This is a genomic window from Microcystis protocystis FBCC-A270 (genome assembly GCF_050500235.1).
GTDB classification, from domain to species: Bacteria; Cyanobacteriota; Cyanobacteriia; order Cyanobacteriales; family Microcystaceae; genus Microcystis; species Microcystis ichthyoblabe_A.
In genome coordinates this window covers 145,315-160,515 of the sequence record NZ_CP191407.1, presented here as the reverse complement: position 1 = coordinate 160,515, position 15,201 = coordinate 145,315, and the positions used below count along the sequence as shown (strand labels likewise).

General features: G+C 44.6%; 13 protein-coding genes. 7 read left to right on the top strand and 6 right to left on the bottom strand.

The features are described from left to right. The first annotated feature begins 211 nt into the window (after nt 1-211). From ACQY1X_RS00755 to vapC, 3 genes are all read left to right on the top strand, one after another. On the top strand, nt 212-2,176 hold the full coding sequence (locus ACQY1X_RS00755; RefSeq protein ID WP_430013779.1) for a protein kinase domain-containing protein: 1,965 nt from the start codon (nt 212-214) through the stop codon (nt 2,174-2,176). Between the two features lie 394 nt (nt 2,177-2,570). Next, nucleotides 2,571-2,765, top strand: a complete 195-nt coding sequence (locus ACQY1X_RS00750) for a type II toxin-antitoxin system VapB family antitoxin (protein WP_430013778.1) — start codon at nt 2,571-2,573, stop codon at nt 2,763-2,765. 5 nt (nt 2,766-2,770) lie between these two features. After that, nucleotides 2,771-3,163, top strand: coding sequence for a type II toxin-antitoxin system VapC family toxin (gene vapC / locus ACQY1X_RS00745; protein ID WP_430013777.1), 393 nt, complete (start codon nt 2,771-2,773; stop codon nt 3,161-3,163). Between the two features lie 19 nt (nt 3,164-3,182). Here vapC and ACQY1X_RS00740 read toward each other — a convergent pair whose 3' ends face one another. Next, on the bottom strand, nt 3,183-3,374 hold the full coding sequence (locus tag ACQY1X_RS00740) for a hypothetical protein (RefSeq protein WP_130756739.1): 192 nt from the start codon (nt 3,372-3,374) through the stop codon (nt 3,183-3,185). Nucleotides 3,375-3,654: 280 nt separating this feature from the next. On the opposite strand from ACQY1X_RS00740, the gene ACQY1X_RS00735 reads away from it, so the two are divergent. Then, entirely contained in the window at nt 3,655-3,828 is a 174-nt protein-coding gene (locus ACQY1X_RS00735; protein ID WP_430013776.1) for a type II toxin-antitoxin system VapB family antitoxin, read from the top strand. Nucleotides 3,829-3,898: 70 nt separating this feature from the next. Here the strand turns inward: ACQY1X_RS00735 and dxs are convergent, their stop codons facing one another. The 5 genes from dxs to ACQY1X_RS00710 all read right to left on the bottom strand — a co-directional run bounded on the left by dxs (nt 3,899) and on the right by ACQY1X_RS00710 (nt 10,972). Continuing rightward, a complete protein-coding gene (gene dxs / locus ACQY1X_RS00730; RefSeq protein ID WP_430013775.1) occupies nt 3,899-5,809 on the bottom strand; it encodes a 1-deoxy-D-xylulose-5-phosphate synthase in 1,911 nt (636 codons plus the stop codon). A gap of 73 nt (nt 5,810-5,882) precedes the next feature. Further along, nucleotides 5,883-6,653: a nickel pincer cofactor biosynthesis protein LarB gene (larB, locus tag ACQY1X_RS00725; protein WP_430015269.1), complete on the bottom strand. Its 771-nt coding sequence runs from the start codon at nt 6,651-6,653 to the stop codon at nt 5,883-5,885. A 167-nt stretch (nt 6,654-6,820) separates the two neighbouring features. Then, complete coding sequence (locus ACQY1X_RS00720) at nt 6,821-8,569, bottom strand: ribonuclease J (RefSeq protein WP_430015268.1); 1,749 nt, start codon at nt 8,567-8,569, stop codon at nt 6,821-6,823. A gap of 242 nt (nt 8,570-8,811) precedes the next feature. Next, the gene (dapA, locus tag ACQY1X_RS00715) at nt 8,812-9,702 is read right to left on the bottom strand and encodes a 4-hydroxy-tetrahydrodipicolinate synthase (protein WP_430013773.1); all 891 of its coding nucleotides are present in this window, start codon (nt 9,700-9,702) and stop codon (nt 8,812-8,814) included. A 250-nt stretch (nt 9,703-9,952) separates the two neighbouring features. Further along, a complete protein-coding gene (locus tag ACQY1X_RS00710) occupies nt 9,953-10,972 on the bottom strand; it encodes an aspartate-semialdehyde dehydrogenase (protein WP_430013772.1) in 1,020 nt (339 codons plus the stop codon). 324 nt (nt 10,973-11,296) lie between these two features. On the opposite strand from ACQY1X_RS00710, the gene tig reads away from it, so the two are divergent. The 3 genes from tig to clpX all read left to right on the top strand — a co-directional run bounded on the left by tig (nt 11,297) and on the right by clpX (nt 15,181). Then, nucleotides 11,297-12,691 (top strand): trigger factor, encoded by a 1,395-nt coding sequence (gene tig, locus ACQY1X_RS00705; protein WP_430013771.1) that lies wholly within the window; start codon nt 11,297-11,299, stop codon nt 12,689-12,691. Between the two features lie 446 nt (nt 12,692-13,137). After that, the gene (gene clpP / locus ACQY1X_RS00700; RefSeq protein WP_002736918.1) at nt 13,138-13,839 is read left to right on the top strand and encodes an ATP-dependent Clp endopeptidase proteolytic subunit ClpP; all 702 of its coding nucleotides are present in this window, start codon (nt 13,138-13,140) and stop codon (nt 13,837-13,839) included. 7 nt (nt 13,840-13,846) lie between these two features. Beyond that, complete coding sequence (gene clpX / locus ACQY1X_RS00695) at nt 13,847-15,181, top strand: ATP-dependent protease ATP-binding subunit ClpX (RefSeq protein WP_002752154.1); 1,335 nt, start codon at nt 13,847-13,849, stop codon at nt 15,179-15,181. The last annotated feature ends 20 nt before the right edge of the window (nt 15,182-15,201 follow it).

Below are 15,201 nucleotides of genomic sequence, written 5' to 3'. Positions count from 1 at the left end.
CCAGATAAGGATTGGAGAGAATGACATTGGAGAGAGTGAAAGAACCCTAGGAAGCGTTGATTCATGAATCAACCTACAAAGCACGACGTTTTGAAAAATGCAATATCTCTCTTCAATTTAATCATAACTACTTACTTATGATACAATGCCTTCAAAGACAGGTAAGGGAAAACTTGCAATTATTCACCCGATAAAATAACTGATAGCCGAGATGAAACCCTGTTACTGCATCAATCCCGATTGTTCTCAACCAGACCATCCGAGTAATAATAACTCGAATACTCGTTACTGTCAAAGTTGCGGCTCTCAATTGTTGTTAAATGGTAAATATAGGGTAAGTCGGTTATTGAGTGATACGACCGGTTTTGGGGTTGTTTATGAGGCTTTTGAAGGTTTTACAGCCAAAATCCTCAAGGTCTTACAAGAAAAATGGAATAATGAACCGAAGGCAGTGGAATTATTTAAACGAGAATATGACGTTTTATTAGAGTTAAGTCGTCAAAATGTCACCGGTGTTCCTCGCGCAGATGCCTATTTTCAATATTCCACAAGGGAAGGGAAAATATTACACTGTTTAGTCATGGAAAAAGTGGAGGGGATTAATTTAGAACAGTGGCTCAACCAGTATGATAAGTTAAGTCAAAAACAAGCCTTAAAATGGCTGAGAGAAATTACTTTAATTCTCGATAAAATTCATCAACAGAATTGGCTGCATCGAGATATTAAACCCCCTAATATTATGCTGCGGAATAGTGGCGAGTTGGTGTTAATTGATTTTGGCACAGCAAGGGAAGAAACCCAAACCTATCATCAAAAGGTAAAAGGTCAACAGGTAACAGGTATTACCTCAGCCGGATATACACCCAATGAACAACAACATGGCCAAGCAGTGATTCAATCAGATTTTCATGCTTTAGGACGAACTTTTGTGCATTTATTAACCGGAAAACATCCCTTAGAAATTTATGATCCGATTAATGATGTTTTACCTTGGCGAGAAGAAACGGAAAATATTCACCCGTCATTGTTGGATTTTATTGATGAGTTAATGGGAAGATTACCCAAGAATAGACCGGCTAATACTAGGGTTATTTTACAACGTTTGGATGAGATTGAACGGCAATTAAAGTTACTTCCTACACCTGTACAACCGGTTAAAAATAATAAGCTTAGAAATAGAATGATAGCTCTTGGTGGAGTTTTGTTATTAGGAGTAGGAATAACGCAAGTTTATGGTTATTTGAAATATAAGCAGTTTCCCGCCGGTCTTCAATCTATGCCTCCAACACCAAATCTAATGATAGCTCTTGGCGGAGTTTTGTTATTAGGAGTAGGAATAACACAAGCTTACGGTTATTTTAAATATCTAGAGTTTCCTGCTAGTCCTCAATTATTAATATCGGATTTATCTAGTCTTCGCTTCTTAGATAAAACCCTTACTGGTCATTCTAGCTCGGTTTTGTCAGTGGTATATAGTCCCGATGGGCGCTATTTAGCTAGTGGGAGTAATGGCAGAACTATCAAAATTTGGGAGGTAGCAACGGGAAAAGAATTGCGTACCCTTACTGGTCATTCTTACTCAGTTCAATCAGTAGTATATAGTCCCGATGGTCGCTATTTAGCTAGTGGGAGTTGTGACAAAAATATAAAAATTTGGGAGGTGGCAACGGGAAAAAAATTGCGTACCCTTACTGGTCATTCTGACGGGGTTACTTCAGTAGTATATAGTCCTGATGGCCGCTATTTAGCTAGTGGGAGTTATGACAATACTATCAAAATTTGGGAGGTAGCAACGGGAAAACAATTGCGTACTCTTAACGGTCATTCTGGTAGTGTTTATTCAGTAGTATATAGTCCCGATGGTCGCTATTTAGCTAGTGAGAGTCGTGACAAAACTATCAAAATTTGGGAGGTGGCAACGGGAAAAGAATTGCGTACCCTTACTGGTCATTCTAGCTGGGTTAGTTCAGTAGTATATAGTCCCGATGGCCGCTATTTAGCTAGTGGTAGTAGTGACAAAACTATCAAAATTTGGGAGGTGGCAACGGGAAAAGAATTGCGTACCCTTACCGGTCATTCTAGCAGGGTTATGTCAGTGGGATATAGTCCCGATGGACGCTATTTAGCTAGTGGGAGTGCTGACAAAACTATCAAAATTTGGCGGGTGGGACAGTAAAGTTGTGTTGGGGGTGACAGCAATAACTTTTGTCTATCAAAAATGAGCGACACTTGCGGGAAACTGCACCGATGTCTTTAAAAATATTGGGTTTTGGCTCAAATTATTGAATCGAGCAGTTTTCTCCTAAATAGGGTATGCGGCAAAAAGTACGGGCGAAGCATTCGGATAGAAAATCTACAGTTTCACCGATAGGTTATTGTCCGAATGCTTCGCCCCTACAGGACGCGGGCCGATAAAGACGCAAGATTTTGAACGACGATTCTCTCACAATCTTGCACCTGTGGGAGCGAGAAAAGCCACAAAATCTCTACCTTGCTTACATCTCACATTTATTCAGCAAACCCTATATAATGTGTATATTAACAATCTACTATACGCAACTAGGGATAGGATGATGACTAACATTATCATTGATGACCAACTCATGGCTGATGCTCTTAAAGCTACTGGTTTAAAGACTAAACAAGAAGTTGTTGAATTGGGTCTTAAGACTTTGATTCTGCTCAAACAACAGGAGAAAATTAAAGCCTTTAAAGGTAAGCTTAAATGGGAAGGAAACCTTGAGGAAATGAGGCACAATCAATGATTCTTATGGATTCCAGTGTTTGGATTGATTATTTCAATGGTTATAATACTACGGAAACAACAGAACTTGATTTATTGCTAGGAGTTGAGCCGATAGCTATTGGTGATATTATTCTCACCGAAGTTCTCCAAGGTTTTAGGAGTGATAAGGATTATCAAATAGCCTATCGCTTACTAACTTCATTGACCATTTATGATTTACTAGGTTTGAGAATGGCATTGAAAAGCGCGGACAATTATCGCCAGTTACGCAAGAAGGGGATAACTATTAGAAAAACTGCTGATGTTATTATTGCCTCCTTTTGTATTGAAAATAATCTTCCGCTCCTTTTTTCAGATAAAGATTTTATTCCTTTCGTGAAGCACTTAAAGCTAATTTCAGCTTCTCCTACCACTTGATTTCTTGAGGTTTTCAACTCTAATGCTTTACCCAAGAAAAACGGTACTCTTGACCAAACTGCATTGCCTCTTCGTAAACCGGATCTTCAGCAAAAGTGCCGACAATTTTTTCCCACCAGGGAGTTTCGCTGACAGTAGGTAGCAAACGCTTAAGCAGTGCTACTTCAGCTTCTAAAGCTGCTAGTCTTATCTCTAGATCAGTGGTTAACATGGTTGACATATCCTCCTATTCTGCTCTTGCTCAAAGGTTAGCTTTAAAACAAAAACTGCTAAATCCCAGCCAGAAGCCATAAGATGAACTGATGAAACCATACACAGCACTCCGGGTAAAATTACCGATGAACGATTGTACACAATTCTGTCTTTAAGTCAAGTGGCTTTACAAAACTTTAAGCAATTTCTTGACAAAATTTAACCTTTTTTCTCATTTTTGAACCCTCACAAATTAATTATGCAAGAGGTTTAATCTACTATACACAACTAGGGATACTATGAGAACTAACACTGTCATTGATGACCCACTCATGGCTGATGCTCTTAAAGCTACTGGACTCTCCTATTCTTTGTGTGATAAATTTAACTTATATAGTAGTGATCGATCTTTGTGTCCTTTGTGTCTCTGTGGTTCGTTCCCCTCACTATTTATTGCCGGCAGTCTTCATTAACTATCTAGAGCAAAAAAAAACCAGTCTTCCCTAATTTTTCGGGAAAACTGGACAAGCTAATCTTGAGATTTTAACCGACGTTAGCGGTTTGTTTTTGGCTAAAAAATGCCGCTAAAACCTGTTCGGCAATCTGGGGACTGGTTAAACCCAAATCAGCGAAGGATTGCTCTGGTGTTGCGTGGTCCACTAATTTATCGGGAACCCCGAAACGCTTGACTGGAACTAGAATATTAGCATCCTGTAAAGCTTCCAAAACCGCAGAACCAAAACCACCCATCAAACAACCTTCTTCTAAAGTCACCACCTTACCAAGACGTTGAGCAAGGGGAAAGATAAGTTCTGTATCAAGGGGCTTGACAAAACGAGCATTAACCACTGTGGCTTCGATGCCGTGTTCGCTGAGGATTTCGGCCACCTGTAGGGAAGTATTGACCATCGTGCCGTATCCTAACAGGAGAACATCATCGCCACTGCGGAGAATTTCGCCCTTACCGATGGGTAAAGCTTCCCAACCCTCTTCCATCAGGGGAACCCCTAAACCGTTGCCCCGGGGATAACGCATGGCAATGGGTCCGCTGGTATGATTAATCCCCGTTACGACCATTCTTTGCAGTTCTGCCTCATCTTTCGGGGCCATAATGGTCATATTGGGGATACAACGCAGGTAGGCGATATCGTACATCCCTTGGTGGGTCGGTCCATCGGCCCCGACAATACCGGCCCGGTCCATACAAAAGAAAACCGGGAGATTTTGAATGCAGATATCGTGAATAATCTGATCAAAAGCCCGCTGCAGGAAAGTAGAGTAAATAGTGACAACCGGGCGCATTCCTTCGCAAGCAAGACCACCGGCGAGAGTAACCGCGTGTTGTTCGGCAATTCCCACATCGATATACTGTTTCGGCAGTTTTGCCTGAAATTTATCTAATCCTGTCCCGGTAGCCATGGCGGCGGTGATACCGATAATGCGCGGGTCATTTTCCGCTAATTTGGTGAGAGTATGCCCGAAAACTTTGGAATAAGCCGGAGGTTTCGGTTTACTGGAGGGAATCGGTTTACCCGTGGCTAAATTAAAGGGATTTTGGGCATGATAACCCACTTGATCTTTTTCGGCCCATTCGTAGCCTTTGCCTTTAACGGTGGCAACGTGGACGAAAACCGGTCCTTGGACCTTATGGGCCTGTTTAAAAGTGGCGATTAATTCGGGAATATTATGACCATCAATCGGGCCAAAATATTTAAAGCCCAATTCTTCAATGACAGCGCCGACTTTGGGAACTGCTAACCGTTTCATCCCTTCTTTGACTCGTTCCATTTCGGGGGTGAGGGAGTCACCGAAGAAGGGTAGGTGTTTCAATTGTTCTTCGAGATTATCGGCGATAAACTGGACGGGTTCGCTCAGACGCACTTTATTGAGATAGCGGGAAATTGCCCCGACGTTGGGGGAAATGGACATCTCGTTATCGTTGAGGATAACCATGATGTTGGTGTTCGGTAAATGTCCGGCATGGTTAATCGCTTCTAGGGCCATACCCCCGGTTAAAGCACCATCCCCGATGATCGATACCACCTTGAAATCTTCCCCCTTGGCATCCCGGGCTAAAGCCATTCCTAACCCCGCAGAAATGCTCGTGGAGGCGTGTCCAGCCCCAAAATGGTCAAATTTGCTCTCGCAACGTTTTAGATAGCCCGCAACGCCATTTTTTTGGCGCAGGGTGTGAAAATCGTTATAGCGACCGGTGAGGAGTTTGTGCGGATAAGCTTGGTGTCCCACGTCCCAAAGGACTTTATCGCGATCGAGATCGAGGGTTTGGTAAAGGGCGATCGTTAGTTCTACGACTCCTAACCCCGGTCCCAAATGTCCACCGGTAGCGGCGATCGTCTGGAGGTGTTTTTCGCGAATCTGACGGGCAATATCTTCTAATTGACGGAGTGATAAACCATGTAACTGGTTGGGATGAGTAATTTCACTTAGGTGCATATCGGCTTCTTTTTCAAAGTAGTTTATCCCTATACCAACTGTATAGGATTTTCAGTCTGAGATGAAGGAAAATCTAGGCTAATCTTGCCGCCGTGCGTAAAATTTGGCCGGCTAACATGGCAGCCCCAAAACCATTATCTATATTAACCACACCGATGCCGACCGCGCAGGAATTGAGCATAGTTAACAAAGGAGCAATACCGCCGAAACTGGTTCCGTAACCGATACTGGTGGGAACGGCGATCACCGGGCGATCAACTAATCCCGCTACCACACTTGGTAAGGCTCCTTCCATTCCCGCAACAACAATTAACACATCGGCGGCATCCAGTAGATGGCGATGATTCAAGAGGCGATGAATTCCCGCTACTCCCACATCCCAGAGACGCTGCACGGAAAAACCGCATAATTGAGCAGTAACCGCCGCCTCCTCCGCTACGGGAATATCGGCAGTTCCCGCCGTTAGGATGGAAATTATCCCTTTTGGGGGATTTTCTGGAGCAGCTGCGGCAATGGCACAGATGCGGGCTAAGGGATAATAAACTAAGTCTGTTACCTGTTCCTGTAGCTGGACTGCTATCTCTGCTTCAATGCGGGTGGCCATAACCACGGGACTATTTTGACGCAAAACATGGATAATTTGGGCGATTTGAGTGGTGGTTTTACCCGGTCCCCAGATAACCTCCGGAAATCCCGTTCTTAATTGACGATGATGGTCAATTTTAGCAAAGTCTTCCACCGGTTCAAAGGCCAGATGTTTAAGTTTATCTAAGGCTGTCTCCGGGTTAATTTCTCCCCTGGCAACGGCGGTCAGCAGCGATCGCAAATCGGCAGCATGGAACATGGTCAGTTATCAGTTATCAGTTATCAGTGGGTAAGTTAACAGTTATCAGATTTGAGTTTTAAGTGAGCAGTATGTGTTAAGTGACCAGTATTAAATAGCAATTTCTTGCCATCTTTTCACTGTTTACTGATCACTGTTTACTGATCACTGTTTACTGATCACTGATATTAGGAGGCCATGGTGGCTGCCGGACGGCGGCGGCGATAAGTACGATTGTTCGCTGGTTCCGTTACCGCCGCTTGCAGGAGGAAAATCACTAGAGGTTGACTCTTTAACTCCCGTTTGATTAAACGTTGCAAAGTCGTCTCGATTTCGGCCCGCAAACCGGCCCAATCCTGAACCCCCGTGGCAGTTTTAAATTCACTACTGCGATCGCTTAAACAGCGTTCGATCGCCCGAATAATTAACTGATTCAGCAGCGAGATTTCCACTTTTGTCACCACACCGCGCAAATTAATCTCTGGAGGTGCGCTTAATTGTCCCTCAGCGTTAACGAAGGCGGCGATCGTAATCACACCATCTTCGGCTAACTGTTGTCTTTCCTGCATAATGTGTTCGTGGACCACACCCGCTTGATCAACTAACTCGATTCCCGAAGGCACTGGCGCGCCGATGGCAATGCGATCGCCAGTTAACTCGATCGTGTCACCATTTTTGACAATTACCATATTTTCGGCGGGAATCCCCATACTTTGGGCCATCTGAGCGTGTTTGACCAGCATTCGGTGTTCTCCATGCACTGGCACAAAAAACTTCGGCCGGGTCAAAGATAGCATCAATTTATGGTCTTCTTGGGAACCATGGCCAGAAACGTGAATTCCCTTATCGCGTCCGTAAACCACGTTAGCACCCTGCATCATCAGGCGATCAATTGTATTGACCACAGCGATGGTATTACCCGGAATCGGATTAGCGGAAAAGACAATCGTATCCCCCTGACGCACACGAATATGAGGATGTTCACCCTTAGAAATCCGCGTCATGGCCGCTAAAGTTTCTCCCTGGGATCCTGTGGTTAAAATGACGATTTTTTCATCGGCTAAATTGCGGGTCGCTTTTAAGGGTTCAAATAGATCGTCGGGACATTTGATATACCCCAAATTACGCGCATGAGCGATGACATTTAACATCGATCGACCCACTACCACCACTTTCCGGTTAAATTTCTGGGCCAATTTCAACACCAGATTAATCCGATGCACCGAGGAAGCAAAGGTAGTGATCATAATCCGTCCCGTTGCTTGGTTAAAAACCCGCTCTAAACCGGGATAAACGGAAGCTTCCGAGGGAGTATAACCGGGTACTTCCGCGTTAGTGGAATCACTCAATAAACATAGCACCCCTTTCTCGCCATGTTCGGCAATTTTTTGCAGATCAAAAAATTCACCATCGACGGGAGTATGGTCAATTTTAAAATCTCCTGTGTGAATAACTACCCCTAAAGGAGTATGAATTGCTACACAAAAACTATCGGCGATCGAGTGGGTATTGCGGATATATTCCACCATGAAAGATTTACCTAAACGCACCATTTGCCGAGGAACTACGGTTTCTAATTTGGTACGATTTGCCAATCCTGCTTCTTCCAATTTATCCCGCAATAAAGCCATCGCTAGACGCGGACCGTAGATAATTGGTACATCAAATTGTTTGAGATGGTAGGGAATACCACCGATATGATCTTCGTGACCGTGGGTGACGATCATACCCTTAATTTTATGGCGATTTTCCCTTAGATAAGTCATATCGGGAAGCACTACATTGACCCCGTGCATATCATCGGAAGGAAAAGCTAAACCAGCATCCAGGAGAATAATCTCATCATCGTATTCAAAAACACAGGTGTTTTTGCCGATTTCGTGTAATCCTCCTAGGGGAATGATCTTTAGTTTTGCTTGGGTTTTATCTTGACTCATTAGGTATCCTTTGATGGTAAGTTATGGTGATTTTTCAGGTTGGTTTTGTGGACGGGAAATCTCAAAAAATGAATAGTTAGAATAAGTCGAACTAGGTAAACAACACCTAGTTAAATTCACTTAGTATCAATACTTTCTGGCTGTTCTAAACTATATTTCTTTTCTTCTAGTGAAGCTATTAATATTATAACCTACTTTCTCGAAAAATCCCAGTTTAGTGGGCAAGAATTTCTAGTATTTTTCTAGATTAAAGCCAATTCTTGCATGATTTTTGCTAATCCTTCTTCTAACTCTGGACTTAAGGAACATAAAGGAAGTCTTAGACCCCCCACTTCCCAACCGACTAGATTTAAGGCCGCTTTAATTGGAATTGGATTAGTGGCACAGAATAAACCTTTAAACAGGGGAAATAATTTCAAATTAATCTCGATTGCTTTGGCCGCATCTCCAGTTAAGAAAGCTTGAATCATTCCTTGAATTTCTTCTCCCACTAGATGACTAGCAACACTGACCACTCCCACCGCACCACAGGTGATTAGGGGTAAGGTGAGAAAATCATCGCCGGAATAAATAGCGAAATTTTCAGGAGTATGACAGTAAATCTTGCAGGTTTGTTCTAAATTACCACTAGCTTCTTTTACCGCCACAATATTATCAACTGCTGCCAGTTTAATAATCGTTTCTGGGGTCATATTTTGACCAGTACGACCGGGGATATTATAAAGCATTACTGGCAGATCGGGACAAGCTTTGGCAATGGCGCGAAAATGCTCATATAAACCCTCTTGGGGAGGTTTGTTGTAGTAGGGAACCACTTGTAAAGAACCATCTAAACCCAGTTTAGCAGCCTGTTGGGTCGCTTCGATCGCTTCGGAAGTGGAATTAGAACCCGTCCCCGCAATCACTTTTCCCCGACCATTAACCGCTTTTTTGACAATACTAAATAGTTCGTATTCTTCCTGCCAACTTAGGGTGGGTGATTCTCCCGTCGTCCCACAGACCACTATACCATCGCTACCGTGGGTAACTAGATAATCGGCCAATCTTTCCACCATAGCATAATTAACTCGACCCTCGACGGTGAAGGGAGTCACCATCGCCGTAATTACTCGTCCAAAATATGTTTCACTCATTGATTCAGTTATCAGTTATCAGTTATCAGTTATCAGTTATCAGCTTCTCAAGGCAAGAGGCAACAGAAAGAATCTAGCAATCCTCCTACCTAAAAAGTAGGTTTTAGGTTCGGCCTTTATTATCAGTTTTTGAGCAATCAGCAATCAGCTTTCAGACTTTACTTATCCGGTTAATTAGCTATTTTTCTAATTATTATCGCCTTGATTTAGCTGATGGCTGATAGCTTAGTTATCAAACTGTTGCAAATCTTTAACCGACGAGATTTTTCTTAACTAAAAGCTCGGCAATTTGTACAGCATTTAAAGCCGCACCCTTGCGAATTTGATCGCCGCATAGCCACAATTCTAGACCGTTAGGATGGGAGATATCTTGACGAATGCGTCCCACTAATACTTCATCGCGACCGGTGGCATCAATTGGCATGGGAAAATAATTAGCGTCCCAATCTTCCACTAATCTTACCCCCGGAGCAGACTCAAGAATTTCTCTGGCCTTCACCACAGAAAAAGGCCGACTAAATTCTAGGTTAACCGATTCCGAATGGGCCCGCAGGACGGGAACCCTCACACAGGTGGCACTAACCCGCAGCTCTGGACAAGCAAAAATCTTGCGGGTTTCGTTGACCATTTTCATTTCTTCCTCGCAGTACCCTTGGCCATTAATTGGGGTATTGTGGGGAAAAAGATTAAAAGCGAGGGGATAGGGGAAGGAATTAGTGGGAGGTTGTCGATTGTCAAGAATTGCTTGCGCTTGCTGTTTTACCTCCTCCATGGCTCGCGCTCCGGCACCACTAGCGGACTGATAAGTAGAAACTACTACTCGCTCGATCGCCTGTACTTGGTGGAGAGGCCAGATCGCCACTCCTAAAAGAATTGTCGTACAGTTGGGATTAGCGATAATGCCCCGGTGATTGTCCACACTGTCGGGATTGATTTCTGGGACAACCAGAGGCACTTCGGGATTCATGCGAAAAGCGCTGGAGTTATCGATAATCGTCGCACCCGACTCGACAATAGTTTTCGCCCAAACTTTTGAGGTGGCTCCCCCCGCAGAAGCGAGAACGATATCCACGTCCTGAAAAGAGCGCTCGTTTACCGCTTCGATTAGGAGACTTTCGCCCCGAAAATCGAGGGTTTTTCCAGCAGAACGCTCGGAAGCCAGTAATTTTAGACTAGCGAGAGGGAATTGACGACTAGCTAATAACTCTAGCAATTCCGTTCCCACGGCCCCAGTGGCCCCCAAAATAGCGACCCGTACTTTTTGACTCAAATTGTGTGACCTCCTGACGAGTTGGGTGATGACAATGATCTGAAGAAATCGTTAAAGTAAAAAATCTTTTTTGTCCACCGAGTTATTCTCAAGCTTGGATTGATCGGCTTTTGATCAGCAAAATTTTCTGATTGGGCTTAACTGCCCCAAGGACGGAATAAATTAAATATACCCCATTGACCGCTAAAATAAAAAGATTGTGAGAGCTTGGGGAGCAACTGCAGCTATTCCCCTAGAATATCATGAGCGGGACGGATCCACCGCAGGCGTAAACACCGCTCACCCTATTATAAACGTTCCTTGTCGTAAGAGCTAGAAAAATCAATGAAAGTTATTCAGGAAAAGCTTCCTGCCAGTCAGATAGGTTTAGAAATTGAAATTCCCGCCGAAACCACGAAAAACACCCACGAGAAAGTGGTAAATAATTTAGCGAAGTCGGCCAATATACCCGGTTTTCGCCCCGGTAAGGTTCCCCGTCAGATTCTTCTGCAAAGATTGGGTTCTAAAGCTGTAAAAGCGGCGGTAATTGAGGAATTAATCGAAAATTGTCTCGAATCTGCCCTAAAACAGGAGGGGATCGAGTCCCTGGGTACTCCGCAGCTATTGTCTAAGTTTGAGGATTTGATCGCTGCCTATGAACCGGGTAAAGCTTTGACTTTTTCAGTTTCCGTGGATGTGGCCCCGACAATTATTCTCGGAGATTACGAAAATCTGAGCGTTACTGCCGAAGAAACCGTTTATGATCCCGAATCCGTGGAAAATTGGTTTAAAGAGCGTCAAGAACAGTTAGCGACATTGGTTCCCGTGGAAGATCGCGGGGCGCAGCTAGGAGATGTGGCGATCGTTGATTATCGGGGAAAATCCGTCGAAACTGGCGAGGATATCCCGGATATTGACGGCGAAGATCTGCAGGTGGATATGGAAGCAGGACGCTTTATCGAGGGGATGGTGGAAGGAATTGTCGGCATGAAACCGGAAGAAGTCAAAGAGATGACTTTAACTTTCCCAGAAGATTATCCCAAAGAGGATGTGGCAGCAAAAGCGGTAATCTTTACCATTACGATGAAAGAGTTAAAAGCGAAGGAATTACCAGAGCTTGACGACGATTTTGCCCAAGAAGTCAGCGATCAGGAGACAATCGCCGAATTAAGAGCAAGTTTAGAGAAACGCTTCCAAGAACAAGCGGAGAAGGAAACCAAAGAAAGCATTTATGACGCTTTAACCAAGGAATTAGTTAAGGGTGCCACTTTAGATTTACCGGAGACGTTGATCGAAAAGGAAGTGACGCATATTTTGACCCAAAGCTTCATGGAATTTCAACAAATGGGGCTAGATGTCAACCAGTTGTTTACAAAAGATAATATTCCCAAAATGCGGGAAAGCACCCGTCCTGATGCGATCGAAAGTCTAAAAGAGACTCTCGTGGTGCAAGAATTGGCTAAAGTCGCAGGCATTGAAGTCAGTCCCGAAGCGGTAACGGAAAAAATCGCTAATATCATGGCCCAATTGTCCGATCGCGACATAGATAGGCAGCGTCTGGAACAGGTGATCACCGAAGAAATGCTGGCGGAAAACACCCTAGAATGGCTGAAAGAAAAGGCTACTATCACCCTCGTCCCCAAAGGTTCCCTAGAGGAAGAAACAAGCGAGGAGGAGGAAACAGAAGAAACCTTCGCATTCACCGAAGTGGAAGTGTTGGCAGCCGAGGAAGAACCGTAAGGAGTTAGCAGTCGTGTTGGGTGTTGGGGTGTTGGGGTATTGGTTGAATTCCCCCATTCCCCCATTCCCTGATAACTCAGCAATTCTAAATTTGCGCTGTAGCAAGGGTTTCAGGTTTTAGTTCACGTAATACGGGGTAAAATTCAACGGGATTAACAAGTTCATTTTACGAGTCTTCAGGCTTTTAGGCATGATAGTACACTCAGAATTGCCCCAAAAACCCCCTTTTAAATGTTCTTTAAATCCCTAAAAGGCTTGCTGTGTCTAAAACTGATAACTGATAACTGATAACTGATCACTGATAACTGATCACTGATTCCTGCCAACCGGGGAAAACTTAGGGCATAATAGATGGACAGAAGTGCTAAAGATGCTTAACATTTGCCAGTCAAAGCTCCACAGCCAAGCAAAAACCCTAAGATTGTGATAGCGGAACCGAAAAAATTATGCTCGAATCGAGATCACCTGACTACCCAATTACCAGTAATTGTCGCCCTGCTATCTACGCCAACACGGGGAGAAACTCCCTAGCTAACGTTTTACCCGTGGTAATCGAACAGTCTGGCATGGGTGAACGGGCTTTTGATATCTATTCTCGACTCCTGCGCGAGAGAATTGTCTTTTTGGGAACTCCCGTCGATGATCAGGTCGCTGATTCGATCGTCGCCCAACTCCTCTACTTGGAGGCAGAAGATCCCGAAAAAGATATCCAACTCTATATCAACTCCCCCGGCGGTTCCGTTTATGCCGGATTAGCTATCTACGACACCATGCAACAAATTCGCCCCGACGTGGCGACAATTTGTTTCGGTTTAGCCGCTAGTATGGGAGCATTCCTGCTTTGTGGCGGCGCAGCAGGTAAACGGATGTCCCTACCCAGTAGCCGGATCATGATTCACCAACCCCTCGGCGGCGCCCAAGGTCAAGCTAGTGATATCGCCATCCAGGCCAAAGAGATCCTCTATATTAAACAGAGACTCAATACCATGCTGGCTCACCACACCGGTCAACCCTACGATCGCATCGCCAACGACACCGAACGGGACTTTTTCATGTCGGCCGTCGAAGCCAAAGAATATGGGTTAATCGATCTGGTGATTTCCCGTCCCGAACTGCCCGATCCTACCGTTCCCGTTACTTCCCTGTAAATAAACTATGTCTAAGTACGACTCCCACCTCAAGTGTTCATTTTGCGGCAAATCCCAGGAACAAGTGCGAAAATTAATCGCCGGGCCGGGGGTCTATATCTGTGACGAGTGTGTGGAACTGTGTAACGAAATTCTCGATGAGGAATTGATGGAACCGCCCAGTCCGGTCGCCCCAGTGGAGGAACGTCCCAACAAACGGCGATCGGGCCAAAACAAAACCACTTGGGAACAAATTCCCAAACCAAGAGAGATTAAAAAACACCTCGATGACTACGTTATTGGTCAAAATGAGGCGAAAAAAGTGCTTTCGGTGGCCGTTTATAACCATTACAAACGCCTCAAAGATATCCAAACCCAAAAAGCCGGTGGCGGTAGTCCAGAAGATAGCATCGAACTGCAAAAATCCAATATTCTGTTAATTGGTCCCACAGGATCGGGAAAAACCCTTCTAGCTCAAACTCTGGCTAAAATCCTCGATGTACCTTTTGCCGTCGCTGATGCCACCACTTTAACCGAGGCCGGTTATGTGGGGGAAGATGTGGAAAATATTCTCTTGCGTCTGTTACAAGTGGCAGATTTAGACGTGGAAGAAGCGCAGCGGGGCATTATCTACATCGATGAAATCGATAAAATTGCCCGTAAGAGCGAAAATACCTCGATTACCCGGGATGTGTCCGGAGAAGGGGTACAGCAAGCTTTACTGAAAATGTTAGAGGGAACGATCGCCAATGTTCCCCCCCAAGGCGGCCGCAAACACCCCTATCAGGATTGTATTCAGATTGACACCAGCAATATCCTGTTTATCTGCGGTGGGGCGTTTGTCGGTTTAGATAAGGTGATCGATCAGCGTCTCGGTAAAAAATCCATGGGCTTTATTCAACCGGGAGATGGCCAAGCTAGTAAGGATAAGGTAGCGGCAGGGTTATTAAAACAAATGACTCCCGATGATTTAGTCAAATTTGGCATGATTCCGGAGTTTGTCGGTCGGATTCCCGTCCTAGCTGCGCTTTCACCCCTGGATGAGGAAGCTTTAATCGCTATCCTGACGCAACCCCGCAACGCTTTGGTGAAACAGTATCAAAAACTGTTGAAGATGGACAATGTACAGTTAGAGTTTAAATCTGATGCCGTCCTAGCGATCGCCCAAGAGGCCTATCGTCGCAAAACTGGGGCCCGGGCCCTACGGGGTATTGTCGAGGAATTAATGCTCGATGTCATGTACGAATTGCCCTCGCGCAAGGACGTGAAACGCTGTTTAATCACCCGCGAAATGGTGGAAAAACGTTCCACGGCAGATCTATTGGTTCATCCTTCCTCTCTACCCAGTCAAGAATCCGCTTAAGGGGAAAAATCGAGGTTAAC